The following is a 20131-nucleotide window of genomic DNA, read 5'->3' as shown; positions in this document are numbered from 1 at the left end:
TTTTCTGTCACTGCTTGTTATTCATTATAGTGCATCCTTCGAGATGCGGTAGATTTTGTTTCCATAGGCGGACGAATCGCTTGCTCGGCCGGGTTTTCGCCATGACCCTGCCGCCTACTAGAATGGCACATGACGAACGATTCGCGAGGAGGATGAACGAGTGAGGAAGAGGAACATCGCGTTGATCGGTTCCGGGGCCTCTCGCCGGACGAATAAGAGAAGATGGGTTTTAACATCGTGCCGGGATTAGGGTACGAGAGAGTCGACCCGAACGAATTCGGTTTGGTCGATCCGAACGATTGCATGCGCGTCGCGATCAAGCCGGAGGCGCGCATCCCGTACGCGACGGCGAACGGCACGCTGGCGCTCGGCTGCGGCGACAGCGTCTTGCTGACTCATCCGATCACCGGCCAAAGCGCGAACGCGGCTTCCTAATGCGCGGAGGCGCTCTACGACGTATTGGCGAACCATCGGGATTCGCCATGGGATCCCGCCCTCGGCGAGCCGGACCCGGGAGTATGCGACGAAGATGACGGAATGGAGGAACGGCATGACGGGGCCGCTCTCGGACTCGTTCTCGGAGACGTTGGGCCGGGCGACGCGGAGCCAAGCCGTCGCGGACGAAGTCGTCGGGCCGTTCCTCGATCCGATCAAGGCGCATCGGGTGTTCTTCGCTTCGTCCTTGCTCGAGGCTTGAATCCGTTCGACCGGAACGGGACTTACTCGGCGCCGGTCAGACGGTCGGCGAGCGCCATCGCGGCGGCATAACCGGAGCTCCACGCCCATTGCAGGTTGTAGCCGCCGCAATCTCCGTCCACGTCCATCACCTCGCCCGCTAAGTAGAGCCCCGGCACAAGCTTGGATTCCAGCGTGCCCGCTTTGAGCTCCGTCGTATCGATGCCGCCGGCCGTCGTTTGCGCGTTCGCGAACCCGTTCGTATCGATGACGGGAAAATCCCATTGCTTCATCAGTCGATACAAGATTTTCTTGGTTTTCCACGATAGATCCTGGCAGAGCAAGTTCGGCTCCTGATCGATGCCCGCCTCTTTCAACAAGACGGGAATCAGCTTCTTGTTCAAGATGCCGATGAAGGAAGCCGCAACCGTCCGGTGCCCGAACATGCCCCAGTGCGTATCCAGAAATTCGACGACCTCTTCCTCCGTGCGGTCCGGCATCAACTCAAGCGATAAGATCACCTTTTCCCCTCTTGCGAGACGATACGCGGCCTTCCGGCTTAACTGTAGAATCGGCGGGCCGGAGGCGCCGTAGTCCGTAAACAATATTTCTCCGTATTCGCTGCGGATACATTCGCCGCCTACGACGATGTGGCCCAATCCTTCGAATTTGACGCCGGACAGGTCCTTCAAATACGGGTAGTCCAGCTTCAATTGCACGATCCCCGGAACAGGATGGATTAGAGTATGTCCCAGCCGCTGCGCCAGCGTATACCCGGAGCCGTCCGTTCCGGTTTTCGGAGCGGTCAGGCCGCCCGTGCAGAGGAACAGATAATCGCTCGTATACACGACCTGTCCCTCCGTCTCCGACTGGCAAGAAATCGTGAATCGCGGATGACCCGTTGAAACCTGAACGTCCGTCACTTTGGTCTTGAAATAGATCGGAACGTTCCGATCCTCCAGCGCGATCCGAAATATATCCAACACCGACGCCGCCTGCAGCGACATCGGATACATCCGGCCGTTCTCTATGGAGACCAGCGGAAGGCCGAGCGCATTGAAAAAATCGACGGTTTGCCGAACGCCGAATTGCTTCAGCACGGGCAGCGGAAACTCCGCTTGGCTGCTATGATATTTATCCAATAAAGCGAGCGCCTCGTCCGTACCCGTCAGCGTGGATCGGTTCGTAATGTTGCAGCGTCCGTTGCCGGTCGTCAATACCTTCTTCCCGACCCGATCGTTGCTCTCGATGAGTCCGACATCGATCCCGAGGTCTCGCGCAGTGACGGCGGCCATCAGGCCGGAAGCGCCGGCGCCGATAATAAACAGTTCATGGTGCTTTGAAGAGGGAGAGTCATACATAAGCGGTGGATGCATTCCTTTTTCCAATAGATTCATTTGTAAATGTGTTTCCCCAGCGCCATCGCGGCCGCATAGCCGGAGCTCCAGGCCCATTGCAAGTTATAGCCGCCGAAGTCGCCGTCGACGTCCATCACCTCGCCGGCCAAATATAGCCCGGGCACGAGCTTGGATTCCAACGTGTCCGAGACGAGCTCCGCCGTATCGATGCCGCCGGCCGTCGCTTGCGCGTTCTCGAAGCTATGGGTATCGGTCACTTTGAAATCCCAACGCTTCAGGATTTTATAGAAGATCCCTTTCGTCTTCCACGAGAGATCCTGGCAAAGCAGGTTCGGCTCTTGATCGATCCCCGCTTCCTTCAGCAGGACGGGAATCAGCTTTTTGTGAATGAACCCGGTGAACGATTCCGCAACCTTCCGGTGCGCGAAGGTTCCCCAGTTCATCTCCAAAAATTCAACGACCTCTTCCTCCGTGCGGTTCGGCATCAGATCGACCGATACGGTCACGGATTCCCCTCTGGCGAGATGATACGCAGCCTTCCGACTGAGCTGGAGAATCGGCGGACCGGAGAGGCCGTATTCGGCGAAATGAATTTCCCCGGATTCGCTGCGAACGACTTCCCCGTCTACAAGGATATGGGCTTGTCCCTGGATTTTAATGCCGGACAGCGCCTTCAGATGCGGGTACTGCACTTTGAGCTGCACGATGGACGGCGCGGGCTCGATCAAGGCGTGACCGAGCCGTCGAGCCAGCGCATACCCGGAACCGTCCGTGCCCGCATTTTGTCCGGTTAGGCCGCCCGTACATAGAAACAAGTAGTCGCTCGTATAGACCGCCTGCTCCTCCGTCTCGGTTCGGCAGGTAATCGTGAATCGCGGATGCTCCGCCGATACGGCCACATCGACCGCTTTGCGGTTCAAGTATACCGGAACGTTCCGATCCTCCAGCGCAAGTTCGAATATATCCAACACGGACGCAGCTTGCAGCGACATCGGGTACAGGAAGCCTTCCTTCAATCGCGTAAGCGGAAGCCCGAGCACCTGAAAGAAATCTATCGTTTGGCGAATGCCGAATTGCCGCAGCACAGGAAGCGGAAATTCAGGCTGACTGCCGTGATACTTGCGTAATAACGCCGCCGCTTCGTCCGTCCCGGTCGCAGTGGATTCGTTCGTAATGTTGCATCGGCCGTCGCCGGTCATGGAAATCTTCTTTCCGATCCGGTCGTTGCCTTCCAGAATGGCGGCATCGATCCCCAAATCCCGCGCGGTGACGGCGGCCATCAGTCCTGATGCGCCCGCGCCGATAATGAATAGCTTGTGGTGCACGGAAGTCCGATACTCGTTCATGGTCGGTCGATGCATCCTTTATCCCGTTTTTTCTTTCATTATAACATAACCGCGAGCGTCGCTTAATCCGGTAGAGAAATGCGGATGACGTCGTTCGGAACGGCTATTTACGAGGCGGAAAGGGGTATGGTTAAATGAGGATATTATTCCCATTCCTATTTCCGAAGGAGATTTTCGAACATGAGGATTCGTTACGATCGCTTTCCCGGCGGCGTATCCAAGGCGCTGACGCTCAGCTACGACGACGGGCGCGTCCACGACCGGAGGCTCGTCGAGAAGCTGAACGCCTATGGGCTCAAAGGCACCTTCCATCTAAACTCCGGTTTCTTCGGCCTGGAAGGATACGTTCATGAGGAAGAGGTGGCCGCCCTCTATCAGGGACACGAGGTGTCCGCGCATACGGTGAACCACCCGTTTCTGGAGCAGTCGCCGCCCGAGCAGGTCGTCGATACCATTATTTCCGACCGCAAGGCGCTCGAGACGTTGGTCGGATACCCCGTGCGCGGGATGAGCTATCCGTTCGGCACGTATAACGACCGCGTCGTCGCGACGCTGCCGACTCTAGGCATCGAATATGCGAGAACGGTCGCGAGCCACGGCAAGTTCGACGTTCCGAGCGATCTGCTCCGCTGGCATCCGACGTGCCATCATAAGCAGATGCTCGAGCGCGTCGACGCCTTCCTCGCGCCGCTTCGCCATTCGAGAATGAAGCTGTTCTACATCTGGGGACACAGCTACGAATTCGAGAACGACGACAACTGGGACATCGTCGACCGTCTCGGCGAACGGCTCGGCGGCCGCGACGACGTCTGGTACGCGACGAACGCGGACATCGCGGCGTATTTGCAAGCGATCGAGCGACTTCGGTTTTCCGCCGACTGCCGCATCGTCCATAACCCTTCGGCCATCCCGGTGTGGGTCAGCGCGGAAGAGGAGCCGCTCATGATCCCGGCGGGACGCATCGTACGACTTTAGTCAATGGAGCAGCGATGACCTTCCCCCTTTTCATGATGACAAGCATGCGGCCACCTAGTATAATACGGAGAACAGATGTTTGGGATACTCGGAAGAATAGGGAGATAGGATGCCGCAACTAACCGTAAGGGGAATAAGCATCGAGTACTTGCTTGCCGTCAGCAAACCGATGGTAGAGGAGCTGGCCGCCGTCTGCGGCTGCGGGACGGACAATTTCACTATCGATTGTTTGGCGACGGCGTCCGTATTCGAGGGGAAGACGACGGAGACGTATCCGTTCGTGGAGGTCGCTTGGTTCGAACGCGGTCGCGACGTTCGGAATCGGGTGGCGGAGACGATTACCCGATTCGTTCGTCAGGCGGGCGTTCCGGAGGTGGAGGTCGCCTTCAAGGTCTACTCGGAAGCGGCTTATTATATCAACGGCATCGCTTGCGATTCTGGAGAGAACTAAGCCAATGAACGAGATGCAGGCTGCTCCGGCGGAATGTCCGCCGCGGGCGGCCTGTTTTTTCGAGACAAGACGACTGTACAATCTGGGTGATTCGACGCACCGGACGTCTTCCGGAAGGGTATAGAACCATATAATGCAACAGAGCGGAGTCGCGAAGTTCGGGCTCCGCTTTCTTTTTATGTATAATGAGAGGAGGATGACGAGGAGGGCCGCATATGAACCGATGGATCGACCAATACGTTCGCAACGCCGCGGAGCGGGAACGCGTCCGCGCGGCCGAAGCCCTGGCCGCCCGATTCGCGGAGAGGGCCGGAGCGCATGATCGCGACGGCTCGTTCCCGTTCGACAATATGTCCGACTTGTTCGAAGCCGGTTATCTTCGGTTGACGGTTCCGAAGCGGTACGGCGGCGACGAAATTTCGTTGTACGAATTGGTGCTGCTGCAGGAGCGTCTCGCGTACGGCGACGGCGCGACGGCGCTGGCCGTCGGCTGGCATCTCGGCCAGACGTTGCATTTCCGAGAATGCCGGAAGTGGCCGGAGCCGCTGTTCGCCGAACTGTGCCGCGATATCGTCCGGGACGGCGCGATGATCAATACGTTCGCGAGCGAGCCGGCGTCGGGCAGTCCGAGCCGAGGCGGCAAGCCGGAGACGGAGGCGGTCCGAACGGACGGAGGCTGGCTGATTTCCGGTCGGAAGACGTTCAGCACGTTGTCTCCGATTTTGGATCGGTTCGTCGTTACCGCCTTCGTACCGGAGGAAGGCGCCGTCGGCGAGTTCCTCGTTCGGAAGGGCGAGGGCGTAACGGTGGAGGAGACGTGGAATACGCTCGGCATGCGGGCGACCGGAAGCCACGACGTCGTCCTGGATCGCGCGTTCGTCTCGAGCGACGCCCGGCTCGAGCAAGCCAAGGTCGACGACGGCGGAGGGTGGCTGCTGCATATTCCCGCGTGTTACATGGGCATCGCGATCGCGGCGCGGGACTTCGCGCTGGACTTCGCCCGGACGTACAAGCCGAACAGCGTGGCGGCGCCGATCGGAGAGCTGCCGACGGTGCAGCAGTCGATCGGCTTGATGGAGACGGAGCTCCGCACGGCCCGGAGCCTATTGTATGCGACCGCGGACCGGTGGGACCGGGAGCGAGAAGGCCGGGCGGCGCTTAAGCCGGATCTCGGCCTGACGAAGTACGTCGTTACGAACGGCGCGATCAAGATCGTCGACTTGGCGATGCGGATCGTCGGCGGCGCGAGCTTGTCGAAGCGGCTGCCGTTGGAGCGGTACGCTCGGGACGTGCGGGCCGGCTTGTACAACCCGCCGATGGATAACAACGTGTTGACGTTGCTGGCGAAGGCGGCGCTCGGAGAGACGGGACAGGGGTGATGCCCCTGTTCCGTCTTTCGCGTTAATTCGCCGGTACGATCTCCCATTTCTGATTCGCGCCGCCCCAGTAGTCGTACTGGATGACGTTCGAGCCGTTGGCGGTGCCGGTCGCGTCAAGCGACCTCCCGCTGTTGCGGTTGACGAGACGGTACGCGCCGTTGCCGACGTCCGAAATCGTCCACTGCTGATTGTTGCCGCCCCAGTAGGACCACTGAATGACGTTCCCGTGATTGGCCGTCGACGATTGGTACACGTCCAAGGCTTTCCCGCTGCCTACATTGACGAGTCGATAGTAATTCCCCGCCGGCTCGATCTTCCACTTCTGATTGGCGCCGCCCCAATAACTCCAAATATCGACGTTGGCGCCGTCGGCCGTCGATTGACCCTCCACCTCCAACGCCCGCCCGCTGCCGACGTTGACGAGCCTGTACTCGGCATTCGGGTCGAAGAGGCCGCCGCTGCTATTGCCGGCGATGACGCCGGTCGACGTATCGATGTCGATGCTCGGATACCAATTCATCTCCAAGGACGTATTCGTCGGGAACGCGAGCGGCAGCCAGACGTACTTGGAGTTGTTGACCGGCTCCCCCCAAGCTCCCGCCCAACGGTCCCCTAGGTATAAGTAGGACGTCGTCGCACTGCCCGTAACCGGAACGACGAACGTAGACTGCGAATCGAACGTAGTGGAATTGCCGAAGTTCGTCGGATTCGTCCAAGCGCCTTCGATATTCGAAGTCGTCGAATACTTCGCCTGGTTCGGATTCCACCCGGTTGCGCCGGACGTTATCAAGAAGTAGGTGGAGCCTCGCTTGAACACGGCGGGAGCTTCCCGATATTGCCCGACGAACATCGTTCGGATGAGCGCGTCCACGCCAAGGAAATCCGAAGTGAGCCGGAACACGTTCATATCGGCGTTCACTCGGGTGGAAGAGAACAAATAGGCGGTGCCGTTGTCGTTGTACACCGTCATATCCCTCGAATCGTACCCCAACGGGCGGAAGCTGCCGTGATAGGTATACGGCCCCTCGATATTCGAAGCGGACGCGACGGCGACGCGCGCCTCGCCGTAGTCGACCCCGTTTTCCTTATGCATCCACATGACGTATTTGCCGGTCGCGCCGTTGTACAGCAGCTTCGGCCGTTCGATATTCGCCGTCGCGAGCTCGCCGCCCATGCTCTTCGATAGCAGATGCGCGCGGAACTCCCAGTTTTTCAAATCCGTCGATCGGTACAGGGAGACGAGATTCGTGCCGTCGCGATTTTCGCCTAACCAATAATAATAGTTCCCCTGATTCAGCATGCCGCCGCCGTGCGCGTGGACTACGTTGCCGTTCGTGTCCGTGAACTGAACGCCGTTCGCGACGTTCACCGTCGCCGCCCGCGCGATCGGCGAGAGCTGGATCAAACCCAACGCGACGAGAAGCGCGGCGATCAGCCCGTATGCGGCCCAGCGCCGAGGCGCGCCCATCCTTGCGGTACCGCTCATGAATGCATCCCTCCATGAAATAGACTTCTTACGTTTCCCATGCTACGGAACGGCCGAGCCTCGAGGATAGCGACCATACGAGACATCCGTGAACTTTTCCAACCAGGGGGGAGCGAACAATGCGGTCGGAGGCGAACTTGGCGGCCGCGTCGGGTTTCGTAAGGGACGTCACCATCTTGCATAGGCGAAAAAGCAGTTTTGTTCACGGAAGGAACGGATTTGCACTACCCGGCTCGACGGACGCCCTCTATGCTTGTGAACAGGAACCCATCGACCGGAGGAGGAAGCCGACGCGCATGATCAAGGTCAAACGTAAGGGACTGCTTCACGAGCTGAAGACGAACTACATTATGTTTTTCATGCTGCTGCCCGCCATTTTGTTTTTTCTCGTGAACAACTACTTTCCCATGGTCGGAATTTATTACGCTTTCATTCAATTCGATTTTCACGCCAGCCTGTTCGAATCGCAGTTCGTCGGCTTGAGGAACTTCGAATTTCTTTGGAAGTCGGGCAAGCTGGTCGAGTTGACGCTGAACACGCTCGGATACAATCTAGCGTTCATTGGACTAGGCAACGCGTTAGCGGTGGCGCTGGCGATTCTGCTCAGCGAAATCAAGGGCAGATGGTTTAAGAAAATTACGCAGTCCGTCATGTTCCTGCCCTACTTCGTCTCCTTCGTGATCTTGAGCGTCATCGTCTTCAATCTGTTCAATTACGAGCAAGGCGTCTTGAACACGCTCCTTAAGCTGTGGGGCTGGGAGCCGGTCGACGTGTACGGCAAGCCGAAGCTTTGGATTTTGCTGATCATCGTGTTTTATCTTTGGAAAAATCTCGGATACAGCATGGTCATTTACTTGGCGGCCATTACGGGCATCAGCGAAGAGTACTACGAAGCGGCGAAAATCGACGGCGCGAACGTCTTCCAACGATCCTGGCACATTACGCTTCCGATGCTCAAGATCACCTTCGTCATCTTGCTGCTGTTCGCGCTCGGGAGCATTATGAAAGGTCAATTCGACCTGTTCTATCAGATGGTAGGGAATAACGGGCTGCTATTCAGCACGACGGATATTTTGGACACGTACGTTTATCGCTCGCTCCGGGTCACCTTCGACTTCGGCATGGCGACGGCCGCCGGCGTGTACCAGTCGGTGTTCGGCTTCGCGCTCATCGTGTCGGTGAACGCGATCATTCGGAAAATTAACAGCGATTACGCTTTGTTCTAAGGGGAGGACGCACGATGAAAATAAGGGAAGAAAGCTCCGCCCGGTTGTTCCGCGCCATCGCCTATCCCGCGGTAATCTTCGGCAGCGTCGTCTGTTTGCTGCCGTTCTGGCTCATCTTGTCCGGCTCCTTCACGAGCAACGAAGCGATTATTCGAGACGGGTACGGTCTTCTCCCTTCCGAGTTTTCCCTGGAGGGATACCGGCTCGTGTTTCGAATTCCGATGGAGATGCTCCGCGCCTACGGGGTAACGGGATGTACGACGGTCGTCGGCACGGCGCTGGGCTTATTCTTTATGACGATGGCCGGCTTCGTGCTGCAGCGGAAGGATTTTAAGTACCGAAACTTCTTCTCCTTCTTCATTTATTTCACGACGTTGTTCGGCGGCGGGCTCGTTCCTTGGTACATTCTGATCACGAGTTATCTCAAGTTCACGGATACGTATTACGCGCTCATTTTTCCGGGATTAATGAGTCCCTTCCTAATTATTTTGATGCGGAGCTTCATGAAGTCGGCCATTCCCGACGAGGTGATCGAATCCGCGAAGATCGACGGCGCGAACGACTTTACGATCTATTCCCGCATCGTGCTGCATCTGTCGATGCCGGGCATCGCCACGGTCGGGCTGTTCCTCGCGCTGCATTACTGGAACGATTGGTTTTTGTCCTCGCTGTTCATCAACGATCCGAAGATGTACCAGCTGCAGTTCTACCTCTACAACATTATTAGCAAGACGGTGTTCGTCTCGAACTTCGGCGCCGCCTCCGGCGTCGTTCCGGAAAATCCGCCGACGGAGACGATGAAGATGTCGATGGCCGTCGTCGTGACCGGGCCGATTTTGCTGTTGTACCCGTTCGTGCAGCGGTATTTCGTAAGAGGCCTGACGATCGGCGCGGTGAAGGGGTAGGTTGGATTCGATTCAGGGGCCCCTGAATCGACTGACATAGATGGAATATGATACTTTCGTTATTAGGAGGAGTTCAAACATGATCGTATCGACGAAGTGGAAAAAGCGGGTCGGCACGCTGCTTTGCCTCGCTTTGGCGTTCGCGACGCTCGCCGCGTGCAGCGGAGGGGGGAGCGGGGCGGAGCCTGAGAAACCCGCCGAGTCCGGAGGAACGACGCCCTCGACGTCGGAGCCGGCCAAGAATCCGGCCGCGGCGCCGGCGGGGCCCGATTTCTCCGAGCGAGTCGAGCTTCAATTCTATATGCTCGGCGACGCGCCGAAGGACTTGCCCAAGGTGCAGGAAGCGATCAACAAGATGGCGCTGGAAGACCTGAACGCCACCGTCACCTTCAATTACACGACCTGGACGGACTGGGATCAGAAGTATAAGCTGCTTCTCTCGACGGGGCAAGCGGTCGATCTCATTTTCACCGCGGAGTGGACGCAGTATCAGTCTTACGCGAAGCGCGGCGCGTTCCTGCCGCTGGAAGACTTGCTCCCGAAGGCGGCGCCGACGCTGTACGACTTCGTGCCGCAAGACATGTGGGAAGCGGTCAAGGTGGACGGCCATATCTACACCGTGCCGGCCACCTATAAGGAGTACGTGACGAACGGCTTCGTCTGGCGGGAGGACTTGCGGGCGAAGCATAACCTTCCGAAGCCGGTCGACATCCCGACCTTCGAAGCGTATCTGGATGGGATCAAGAAGAACGAGCCGGATATCCAGCCGCTCGCCGTAGGCTCGAACGTGAAGGGAGCGCTGTCGGATACGTTCCGGGAAGTGTCCTACAATCCGGTCGGACTGCCGCTGCCGTACGGTATCGGCATTCGATACGACAGCCCGAAGGACGTATATTCGTATTGGGGCTCCGAGGAGCATAAACAAGAGCTGTTGAAGTTCAAGGAATGGGCGGACCGAGGGTATTTCTCCAAGAACGAGCTGAACGAAAAGGAGACGCAGCAGTCGCAGCTGACCGCCGGCACGGCGGCCGCCATGATGGGCGACAACCCGACGCGGTATAACAGCACCTTAAGCGCTATGAAGTCGCTGCATCCGGATTGGGACCTCGGATATCACTCGTTCTCGCTGACGAAAGGGATCGCGACGCCGGTCCACCCGATCCATAACGGCTTCGCCATTCCGAAAAACAGCAAGCATGCGGAACGGGCGCTTGCGTTCTACGAGAAGATGGTGACCGACAAGCGTTACAACCAGTTGACGCAATACGGCTTCGAAGGCGTGAACTACGCGGTGAAGGACGGCTACTACGAGCGGATCGGCGACACCGCGAGCAACGGCTTCAACCGAGAGGCGATGAACGGCTGGGCTTGGCGCAATCCGGAATATATGTTGTTCGAACCGAGCTACGATAACGTGAAGGCGATCTTCGACGAGCTGGATAAAATTCAGAAGCCGGACATCTATCTCGGCTTCGCCGAAGACTATGGGCCGTATTCCGCGGAGCGTGCGGCGTTGGAGCAGGTGGAGAAGCAATATTTGTACCCGCTTATCGCGGGGCAAGTCGAAGACGTCGAGGCCGGGCTCGCGACGTTCATGGAGAAGGCGAAGCAGGCCGGTCTCGAGAAGGTGCAGACGGAGTACGCGAAGCAGTGGCTCGCTTATCTGGAAGAGGCGGGGATTCAATAACGGCGTCATCGGCAAGCGGCATCCCTCGCGAAGAGGCATGCCGCTTGTGCGTTCGTCGTTACAGAGAGATGCCCTGCTTGGATTTCCGGAATTCCGCGGGCGTGACGCCGAAAGACTTCTTGAACATGCGATGGAAATACGAGCTGTTCGTATATCCCGTCCGCTCCGCGATGTCGGCGATGGACACGTCGGTCGTCAGCAGCAATTCCTTAGCTTTCTCCATTCGGACTTGGTTGATCGCGTCGACGATCGGCGTAAGCGTATGTTGTCTGTAGACGCGGCTGACATGGAAGGAAGACAAGGACAATTCGTCCGCGAGCCAGTTCAGGCTGAGGCTCGGATCCGCGTAGCGCGTCCGGATGAGCTCGTTGATTTTCCGCACCAGCGTCTCCTGCTTGTTATTCCGTTTGGCCGCGATTCTCGAGGTCAGCTCGTCGAAGAGCCTGAAGTAGCTTGCGGTCAGCTCCTCCAACGTCTCAACGTCGTGAAAGGCGGGGAGCTGCGGATCGACATTCCATTCTTGCGGCAGCGAGCCGTTCTTCAGCATCTCCGAAAGCAGATTGGCCAGCGTCATGCGAAGTCGGGCGACGGACGCCACCGCCGTCTGAATCGGATAAGCGGACGTCTCCTGCAGAATGTCTTGGAACCAAACCTTGGCTTCGTCCGGCTTGCCGGCCATCAGAGCGTCGATCATCCGCTTCTCCTTGACGGCGGGGAAGGCGTATTCCCGCGACGCGCCGGATTCCAGCTTCGCGCAATCGATCCTCGAACCGAGTCCGTGGAAGAAGCGCAGCAGCGTGGCGTCTCGGGTCCGGCGGTACAACGCGGGCAGTTGGTCCGCTTCGCCGGCGACGGGACTGACGGCGGCGGTGAGCCCGATTCGAATGTACTCCATACACGAGGCTTGAATTTGCGAAAGCATCGGATCGAGCCATTCCGCGTCCCGCGCCTCGTTCGGTTCGAGCGTATTCAGCAGAAATAGGATGCCGTCGTCGTCCATATCCACGGCTTCGACGCGGTAGTATTTCGAGATAATTTCGGAACCGATATTCATGACGGCGAATTTGTATATGAGCAGATCGCCGCCGCTCTTCTCCTTCAACGACGCGAAGCGATCGATTCTGACGTACAACAACCGGTACGGCCGCGTGAAATCGAAGGCGATGCCGAGCTGCTTCAGCTTGGCCAGCTGCGCCCTCGCATCCAGATGCTGCAAGTAAATCAGCTTGCGAAGCGCGGCTTGGCGAATCGCGTACCCGTTATCCCTTCGTTCCGTCTCCAAGTCCTTCACTCGGTTCACGATGTGATGGATGGGGACGTACAAATAACGGGATAGCAGCCAAGACAAGAGCAACCCCGTCAAGAGGACGGAGGCGGCGATCGCCAGCGTAATTTTCTGAAACTCTCGAATCGGCACCGTGACCGCTTGGTACGGCGTCACCCGAATGTATTTCCAAGACAGCCCGTCCGGCGCGGTATACGAAATCAACGACTTCGCGCCTTCGAAGTTCGAGACGACATACCCGGGGCGATCCGATCGCATCGAGGCGCGCAGCAGCTCCTCGCTTCCGCCTAACGCCTGCGTCCGCAAGGCGTCGACGGATAGAATGCGGTCGTGATCGTCGACGATATACGTCGATCCGGCAGTGCCGTTCGCGATCTCCCGGTTGATCCAGTCCGCCGAAACGTTGACGACGACCGCGGAGTTGATGGCGCGGTCAAAGCCGATCGCATCGTAACAGAGATAGGTGTAGATGCCCGTCGGTTCCGCGTCGCCGGGATCGAGCTTGTAGCTTCGCGGAATCGGCGTGAACGCCTTGTAGTCTTCGTAGCGATCAAGGACTTTCAAGATATCCTTGTCGGGCAGGTCGGATTCCGGCAGGGGACCGCTCTGGCCACGATTCGAAGCCACGTAATATATTTTGTTCGCTGGATTGTATACGTAAATCGATTCGATGAACGGGGTCGTAGCCAAGTAATTGCTTAGATCGATCATCGCGCCTTGGATATCGAACGCGGAGGGATTGTTGTAATACAACAACTTGGCGACGTTGCTGTTTCTGTAAATTTGGAACGACAGCGATTGCGCGCTCTCCGTCAGTCGTTCGACTTGTCGGCTCGTCTCGCTGAGCCGGCTCAGGTCGGATTGAAACACTTGCCTCTGCAAAATTCCGGAGTAGCTGAAGTAAAAGACGAACGAAGAGGCGATCAGAGCCAATGCCACGCAAAGGGTAACGCCTAACAGCAATCGGACATACAGCTTCCCGTTCGTTCGCATGGTTCGCAGCGACATCTTTCGATCCCCCTCTTGAGAAATGTTCACAGTGACAAATGCGGATGCAACCTGATTATACCTTCCGGCTCGCACCGCGGACAGTGGACTTTCGCCGAAACAGCGGAGAAATCCTTCGCCGCTCGCATGAACATTTCGCATCGAAGCGAACATTTCTGATGTGTACGGTATTGCGCATTCCATTTGCTATAATGGAAAGTGCATATCCATCTCAACGGAGCATTGGAGTGAAGGGTAGATGTCCGATACATATAGGATCGTGGTTGCCGGCTGCGGCAATATGGCGAACGCCTGGGTGAAGGGCGCGCTGGCGAGGGACAATGCGGAGATCGTAGGCTTGGTGGACATCAAACTCGAATTCGCGCAGGCGATGGCGGAGCGCCATGGCCTCGCTTGCGAGACGTTCACGGATCTTGCCGAGGCGTTGGAGCGGACGGGGGCGAACGTCGTCTGCGACGTAACGATTCCCGCGAGCCACTACGGCGTCTGCTCGACGGCGCTGCAGCGGGGAGCCCATGTGCTCGGCGAGAAGCCGATGGCGGAGTCGATGGCGGACGCCCGCGAACTGATCGCGATATCCGACCGGACGGGCCGCACGTACGCGGTCATGCAAAACCGGCGTTATAACGCCAATATCCGCGCGCTGCGCGAGCTCGTGAAGAACGGGACGATCGGCAGGGTCGGATACGCCGGCGCGGACTTCTTCCTCGGTCCGCGCTTCGGCGGCTTCCGCGAAGCGATGGACAGTCCGCTCCTTCTCGACATGGCGATTCATACGTTCGATCAAGCGCGCTTCCTGACGGGGGCGGATCCGGTTTCGGTGTATTGTCATGAATTCAATCCGCCGGGATCGTGGTATGCGGGCAACGCTTCGGCGATTTGCATCTTCGAGATGTCGGACGGCTCGGTGTTCGCGTACCGCGGTTCTTGGTGCGCGGAAGGCGCGCCGACGTCATGGGAAGCGCAGTGGCGTATCCAAGGGGAGAAGGGCGCGGCGATCTGGGACGGAACCGGCGCGCCGTTCGCCGAGGTCGCCCTGCCGGGCGAGCAAGAAGGCAAGTTCATCCGCGAGTACGAGCGAGTGGAGGCGCCGTTCGCATGGCAAGGCCGGTCCGGCCACGAAGGCTGCTTCGACGAGATGTTCGCGGCGCTGGAGGAAGGCCGGCCGGCCGAAACCGACTGCCGCGACAACATCAAGAGCATGGCGATGGTGTACGGCGCGATCGACAGCGCGAAGGCGGGGCGGAAGATCGATTTGAAGCCGTATTACGGCGGGTAATTCCGCGGCATCATCGGAAAGAAGGCGGCCGGTTCGCAGCGTGACTTCCACGCGCGGACCGGCCGCCTTACGTTCGCCGAGACGTTCCGATTATTGCCCCCCTTGCTCCAGACGGCGGACGCGCTGCCGGAGCCGGTCGACCTCCGCGTCGAGGTTGTTCAGCTGCCGCTCGAGCTGCGCGGTTTGCCGCTCCAGCCGATCCACGCGCTCCTCCAGACGGCGGCCGCCCGGGATCGGGATCGGGAGCGGGAGCGGGAAGGGAGGCGGGTAACCGGCGCCGCCGCCGCCCGTGACCGGAATTCGCAGCTGTTGACCGACATAGATGTAGCCGCCTTGCAGATTGTTCGCTTGGATCAGCGCGTCGACCGTTACGCCGTAACGGGAGGCGATGCCGTACAGCGTATCGCCGGGTTGCACAGTATAAAACATGCGGTGAACGACCTCCAATAAGTATGGTGCTTTCTCCACATCGTATGTGTCCCGTAGGCGAATCGCCCTCCGCACTCGCCCATTTTCGACGTGCGCCGCGTCCCGGTACCCGGCGGCCTTCGCGATCGCCGCGACGTTCCGATCCGTCTCCGGCAGCACCCGGCATGCGCACTCGATGCGCCGGCGCGGGGAGAACCCCGTCCCCGACGCCAAAATCATCATAATACGGCGCCGGGCGACTGAATATTTCACATTGTTTGGTTTTCTTTTCTTCTGTTCGGAAGGTAAACGTTCTTGTTTCTTTCCTCCGCCCATGCTATTTTGAGAACAAATCGCGGGAGAACCCAAGACGAGGAGGAAGCGCCGAATGACGATCCAGCAGCTGAAATACGCGATCGCCATATTCAAGCACGGCTCCATGAACGAGGCCGCCAGGCGGTTGTTCGTCTCTCAGCCGAGCTTATCGAATGCGATCAAGGAGTTGGAAGACGAGCTCGGCTTCGCGATTTTCGAACGGTCCAACAAGGGAATCCGGCTGTCCGGCGACGGCGCGGAATTTCTGCGGTACGCCCGGCAGGTGGTCGAGCAGGCGGAGCTGTTGGAGAGCCGGTATTCGAATAAGAAACCGTCCCCCCAGCACTTCTCGGTATCGACGCAGCATTACGCGTTCGCGGTGAACGCGTTCGTCAGTCTCGTGCAGGAACACGGCCAGGAGGAGTACGAGCTTTCGCTGCGCGAGACGAAGACGTACGAAATTATCGAAGACGTGAAGAACTTCAAGAGCGAGCTCGGCATCTTGTACCTGAACGAGTTTAACGAGAAGGTCATCGATAAGCTGCTGCGGACCGCGAACTTGCAGTTTCACCCGCTGTTCGTCGCCAAGCCCCATATTTTCATCAGCGTGCATAACCCGTTGGCCAAGCAGTCGATCGTTTCGATCGACCAGTTGAGCCGCTACCCGTACTTGTACTTCGAGCAAGGAGAATACAATTCCTTCCACTTCTCGGAAGAGATCCTTAGCACGATGACCCATCCGAAAAGCATTCGCGTCAGCGACCGGGCGACGCTCTTCAACCTGTTGATCGGTCTCAACGGATACACCATTTCGACCGGCGTGCTGAGCGCCGATCTGAACGGCAACGAGATCATTCCCGTTCCGCTGGACTGCGAGGAGACGATCCGCGTCGGATGGATCGCGCATCGGAACGCATCGTTGTCGACGCTCGGGACGGCGTACGTCGAACACCTGAAGCGCGCCATTCTCCCGGTAAACTTCCCACTATAGCTTTAGGCTATAGCCAGGAATAGAATTTTCCAGTTACCCGACCGCGGATCGACCATGGTACCTTGTTGGTAACAACGAGCAGAGGAGTTTGGGAATCATGGCGAAGAGCGGCGCGATCGGGTATCCGCGAATCGGGGCGGACCGGGAATGGAAGAAGGCGTTGGAGGCGTATTGGGCAGGGAAAATAGAGGAGCCGGAGTTCCACAGCCGGTTGCGGGAAATCCGGCTCGATCACCTGCGGAAGCAGCAGCGGAGGGGCATCGACTTCATTGCGGTGAACGATTTCAGTTACTACGACCATGTGCTCGATACGGCCGCGATGTTCGGCCTCGTGCCGAGCCGCTTCCCGTACGAGGGCGGCGTCGTCCCGCTGTCGGCGTACTACGGCATGGCCCGGGGAACGAAAGACGCGGCGGCTTGCGAGATGACGAAGTGGTTTAACACCAACTACCACTATATCGTCCCCGAGCTGGACGGGGCGTCGCCGGCGCTGACGGAGAATAAGCCTCTTCTAGCCTACCGGGAAGCCAAGGAGACGCTCGGCATCGAAGGCAGGCCTGCGCTTTTAGGCCCGCTCACCTTCCTGAAGCTGTCGAAGGGGTACGCTCCCGAGGACATCGACCGGTGGCTCGACCGTCTTGTGCCGCTGTACGTTCAAGTGCTTCGAGAGCTGGAAGCGGAGGGCGTCGATTGGGTTCAGATCGACGAGCCGATCGTCGTCGAAGCGTTGGACGACGCCGATACGGAGCGCTTGAAGTCGATCTATGCGGCGTTCGCCGCTGCGGCCCCGAAGCTGAACGTCATGCTGCAGACGTATTTCGAGTCGGTCGAGCGGTACGCCGACATCGTCGCGCTGCCGGTGCAGGGCATCGGACTCGACTTCGTGCACGGCCGATCCGGCAATCTGGCGGCGATGCGGGCTCATGGGTTTCCGGCGGATAAGACGTTGGGCGCGGGCGTCATCGACGGCCGGGGGATCTGGAAGACGCCGCTCCGCGACCGGCTCGCGCTGCTGGATGCGCTCGCCGAATTCGCGCCTCAAGGGCGATTGGTGGTACAGCCTTCCTGCAGCTTGCTGCACGTGCCGATCTCGGTCGACGGGGAGACGCGGCTCCCCGCGGAGCTTCGGGACGCGCTGGCGTTCGCGGACGAGAAGCTGGACGAGCTCGCGCGGTTGACGAAGGCCGTCTCGGAGCGGAGTCCGCAGGTCGAAGCGGAGCTGAGCGACTACGACCGCGCCGCCGCAGCGCTGGAGCGATCCGGCGCGCGACGCCGAGCGGACGTGCGGCGGGCGGTGGCCGCGATTCGCGAAACCGAGGCGCGCCGGAGCCGGCCGTTCTCGGAGCGGTACGCCGCGCAGCAAGCGAGGTGGCGCCTGCCGCTCCTGCCCACGACGACGATCGGCAGCTTTCCCCAATCGGCGGACGTCCGGAAGGCCCGAAGCAAGTTTCGCGGCGGCGAATGGAGCCGAGAACGGTACGAACGTTTCATCCGGGAGCATATCGAACGCTGGATCAAGCTGCAGGAAGACATCGGGTTGGACGTACTCGTACACGGCGAATTCGAACGCACCGACATGGTCGAGTTTTTCGGCGAGAAGCTCGAGGGATTCGCGTTTACGCAGAACGGATGGGTGCAGTCCTACGGGTCGCGCTGCGTCAAGCCTCCGATCATCTTCGGGGACGTGGCGTTCCGGCAGGCGATGACGGTCGAAGAGACGACGTATGCCCAGTCGTTGACCGCTCGCCCTGTGAAGGGGATGCTGACGGGTCCGATTACGATTTTGAATTGGTCGTTCGTTCGCGACGATCTCGAGCGCAAGGAGGTCGCTTACCAACTGGCTTACGCGCTTCGGCAGGAGGTCGAGGCGCTCGAGCGGGCCGGGATCGGCATGATTCAAGTCGACGAGCCCGCGATCCGGGAGGGGCTTCCGCTCAAAGCGAAGGACCGATTCGAATATGCGGCATGGGCGGTCGAAGCGTTCCGCCTGGCCACCTGCACCGTAAAGGACGAGACGCAAATCCATACGCATATGTGCTATTGCGAGTTTCATCACATGATCGACGCGATCAAGGCGATGGATGCGGACGTCATCTCGATCGAGACGTCGCGAAGCCATGGAGAGATGATTCTCAGCCTCGAGACGAACACGTACGAGCAAGGGATCGGTCTCGGCGTATACGATATCCACAGCCCGCGCGTTCCGGCGGTCCGGGAGATGACGGACCTGATCGACCGCGCGCTGCGCGCGCTGGACCCCAAGCTGTTCTGGATCAACCCCGACTGCGGGTTGAAGACGAGAGGGCTCGAGGAAACGGTGGAGTCGCTGCGCCATATGATCGAAGCGGCGAGGATCGCCAGAGCGAAGTATGCAGCCGCTCCCGTCGGAGGCGCTTGATCCAAGGGGAGCCTCCATGTCGATCAACGAGACATTAGTAACGAAAGCGGAACGTCTGACGCCGAAGCTTCGCGAAACCGCGATCGCGCCTCGCCGCTGGTCGACGCCGTCGCCGATCCGGACGCGTTCCAAGGCTGGCGCATGGAGACGGCGGGCGACGATGAGGAATTGTCCGGTCGCGCGTTCGGGAAGGGCGAGAGCTTTGTCTTGGACTTCGGCGACCACCAAGTCGGATACGTCTCGTTCGCCGCGGATGCGGTCGGCAGCCCGCCGGACGCGCCGCTGAAGCTGAAGCTCGTCTTCGGGGAGATGCCGTGCGAGATCGGGGAGAATTTCGCCCAATACGACGGATGGCTGAGCAGTTCCTGGCTGCAGGAGGAGACGCTGTACCTCGACGTACTGCCGGCCGCCGTGACGCTGCCGAGACGTTATTGCTTCCGATACATGAAAGTAACGGTCGTCGACGCTTCGCCGTAATCCCGGGCGCGCGATTCGCAAACTTCCGATGCACGGCGGTCACGTCGGCCGACGTCCTGAACGTGCCGCCGCTTCCGGCGAGCGTGCCGGACGACTTGGCCGCGATGGACCGGATCGCGGTCAAGACGCTGCAGGATTGCATGCAGACGGTGTACGAGGACGGCCCGAAGCGGGACCGCCGGCTGTGGATCGGCGACCTGCGTACTGGACGCGATCGCTATAAACGCAGGACCGACCCAAATCCCGTCGCGGGGTTGGGTCTTTTTCCGTGCTTCATGAACATCTTCGCGATACATAAGATCGATACGGTCGGTGGTTGCTCGCGTCTCCGGAGTTTACGCGCGGAGCCGCTTTGTATTCCTGCTTGCTCCTCGTTAGTGGAGGTTGAGTAGAGAGCCGCGCGCCCCGCACAAAGTCTAGGCATCTCCCTGTGCCGCAGCCGATTCACGAATCGTTCGATTCCTGTTACAATGAAGCGGCAC

At 59.1% G+C, this 20131-nt stretch carries 18 protein-coding genes; 13 read left to right on the top strand and 5 right to left on the bottom strand.

The features are described 5' to 3' along the window. Window positions 1-222: 222 nt before the first annotated feature. Entirely contained in the window at window positions 223-435 is a 213-nt protein-coding gene (locus tag RIN49_RS16015; protein WP_309121174.1) for a hypothetical protein, read from the top strand. Window positions 436-529: 94 nt separating this feature from the next. Next, a complete protein-coding gene (locus RIN49_RS16010; RefSeq protein ID WP_309121173.1) occupies window positions 530-697 on the top strand; it encodes a hypothetical protein in 168 nt (55 codons plus the stop codon). A gap of 22 nt (window positions 698-719) precedes the next feature. Here the strand turns inward: RIN49_RS16010 and RIN49_RS16005 are convergent, their stop codons facing one another. Next, window positions 720-2036 carry a BaiN/RdsA family NAD(P)/FAD-dependent oxidoreductase gene (locus tag RIN49_RS16005; RefSeq protein WP_309121172.1) on the bottom strand — a complete coding sequence of 439 codons (1317 nt, stop codon included), beginning with the start codon at window positions 2034-2036 and terminating at the stop codon, window positions 720-722. Window positions 2037-2068: 32 nt separating this feature from the next. Then, window positions 2069-3379: a BaiN/RdsA family NAD(P)/FAD-dependent oxidoreductase gene (locus tag RIN49_RS16000; protein ID WP_309121171.1), complete on the bottom strand. Its 1311-nt coding sequence runs from the start codon at window positions 3377-3379 to the stop codon at window positions 2069-2071. A gap of 180 nt (window positions 3380-3559) precedes the next feature. Between RIN49_RS16000 and RIN49_RS15995 the strand changes: the two genes are divergently transcribed. From RIN49_RS15995 to RIN49_RS15985, 3 genes are all read left to right on the top strand, one after another. Next, window positions 3560-4354, top strand: coding sequence for a polysaccharide deacetylase family protein (locus tag RIN49_RS15995; RefSeq protein ID WP_309121170.1), 795 nt, complete (start codon window positions 3560-3562; stop codon window positions 4352-4354). A gap of 109 nt (window positions 4355-4463) precedes the next feature. Then, window positions 4464-4805, top strand: a complete 342-nt coding sequence (locus RIN49_RS15990; RefSeq protein ID WP_309121169.1) for a DUF1904 family protein — start codon at window positions 4464-4466, stop codon at window positions 4803-4805. Window positions 4806-5020: 215 nt separating this feature from the next. Beyond that, on the top strand, window positions 5021-6184 hold the full coding sequence (locus RIN49_RS15985; RefSeq protein ID WP_309121168.1) for an acyl-CoA dehydrogenase family protein: 1164 nt from the start codon (window positions 5021-5023) through the stop codon (window positions 6182-6184). A gap of 22 nt (window positions 6185-6206) precedes the next feature. Here RIN49_RS15985 and RIN49_RS15980 read toward each other — a convergent pair whose 3' ends face one another. Continuing rightward, a complete protein-coding gene (locus tag RIN49_RS15980) occupies window positions 6207-7670 on the bottom strand; it encodes an RICIN domain-containing protein (RefSeq protein WP_309121167.1) in 1464 nt (487 codons plus the stop codon). A gap of 296 nt (window positions 7671-7966) precedes the next feature. On the opposite strand from RIN49_RS15980, the gene RIN49_RS15975 reads away from it, so the two are divergent. The 3 genes from RIN49_RS15975 (at window position 7967) to RIN49_RS15965 (ending at window position 11488) form a co-directional block, all read left to right on the top strand. Next, complete coding sequence (locus RIN49_RS15975) at window positions 7967-8896, top strand: ABC transporter permease (protein ID WP_309121166.1); 930 nt, start codon at window positions 7967-7969, stop codon at window positions 8894-8896. A 14-nt stretch (window positions 8897-8910) separates the two neighbouring features. Continuing rightward, window positions 8911-9801, top strand: coding sequence for a carbohydrate ABC transporter permease (locus RIN49_RS15970; protein WP_309121165.1), 891 nt, complete (start codon window positions 8911-8913; stop codon window positions 9799-9801). A gap of 79 nt (window positions 9802-9880) precedes the next feature. Continuing rightward, window positions 9881-11488: an extracellular solute-binding protein gene (locus RIN49_RS15965; protein ID WP_309121164.1), complete on the top strand. Its 1608-nt coding sequence runs from the start codon at window positions 9881-9883 to the stop codon at window positions 11486-11488. A gap of 58 nt (window positions 11489-11546) precedes the next feature. On the opposite strand, the gene RIN49_RS15960 is transcribed toward RIN49_RS15965, so the two are convergent. After that, on the bottom strand, window positions 11547-13781 hold the full coding sequence (locus RIN49_RS15960; protein WP_309121163.1) for an AraC family transcriptional regulator: 2235 nt from the start codon (window positions 13779-13781) through the stop codon (window positions 11547-11549). 238 nt (window positions 13782-14019) lie between these two features. Between RIN49_RS15960 and RIN49_RS15955 the strand changes: the two genes are divergently transcribed. After that, complete coding sequence (locus RIN49_RS15955) at window positions 14020-15060, top strand: Gfo/Idh/MocA family protein (RefSeq protein WP_309121162.1); 1041 nt, start codon at window positions 14020-14022, stop codon at window positions 15058-15060. A 90-nt stretch (window positions 15061-15150) separates the two neighbouring features. Here the strand turns inward: RIN49_RS15955 and RIN49_RS15950 are convergent, their stop codons facing one another. Beyond that, a complete protein-coding gene (locus tag RIN49_RS15950; protein WP_309121161.1) occupies window positions 15151-15711 on the bottom strand; it encodes a LysM peptidoglycan-binding domain-containing protein in 561 nt (186 codons plus the stop codon). Between the two features lie 145 nt (window positions 15712-15856). On the opposite strand from RIN49_RS15950, the gene RIN49_RS15945 reads away from it, so the two are divergent. The 4 genes from RIN49_RS15945 (at window position 15857) to RIN49_RS15930 (ending at window position 20041) form a co-directional block, all read left to right on the top strand. Further along, window positions 15857-16774: a LysR family transcriptional regulator gene (locus RIN49_RS15945; protein WP_309121160.1), complete on the top strand. Its 918-nt coding sequence runs from the start codon at window positions 15857-15859 to the stop codon at window positions 16772-16774. A gap of 97 nt (window positions 16775-16871) precedes the next feature. Further along, the gene (gene metE, locus RIN49_RS15940) at window positions 16872-19172 is read left to right on the top strand and encodes a 5-methyltetrahydropteroyltriglutamate--homocysteine S-methyltransferase (RefSeq protein WP_309121159.1); all 2301 of its coding nucleotides are present in this window, start codon (window positions 16872-16874) and stop codon (window positions 19170-19172) included. Window positions 19173-19313: 141 nt separating this feature from the next. Beyond that, a complete protein-coding gene (locus tag RIN49_RS15935) occupies window positions 19314-19649 on the top strand; it encodes a hypothetical protein (protein WP_309121158.1) in 336 nt (111 codons plus the stop codon). Window positions 19650-19711: 62 nt separating this feature from the next. Continuing rightward, window positions 19712-20041: a hypothetical protein gene (locus RIN49_RS15930; RefSeq protein WP_309121157.1), complete on the top strand. Its 330-nt coding sequence runs from the start codon at window positions 19712-19714 to the stop codon at window positions 20039-20041. The last annotated feature ends 90 nt before the right edge of the window (window positions 20042-20131 follow it).

The sequence above is a fragment of the Paenibacillus sp. genome, from assembly GCF_031177825.1.
Taxonomy (GTDB): domain Bacteria; phylum Bacillota; class Bacilli; order Paenibacillales; family YIM-B00363; genus Paenibacillus_AE.
This window is presented reverse-complemented; position numbering and strand designations above follow the sequence as displayed.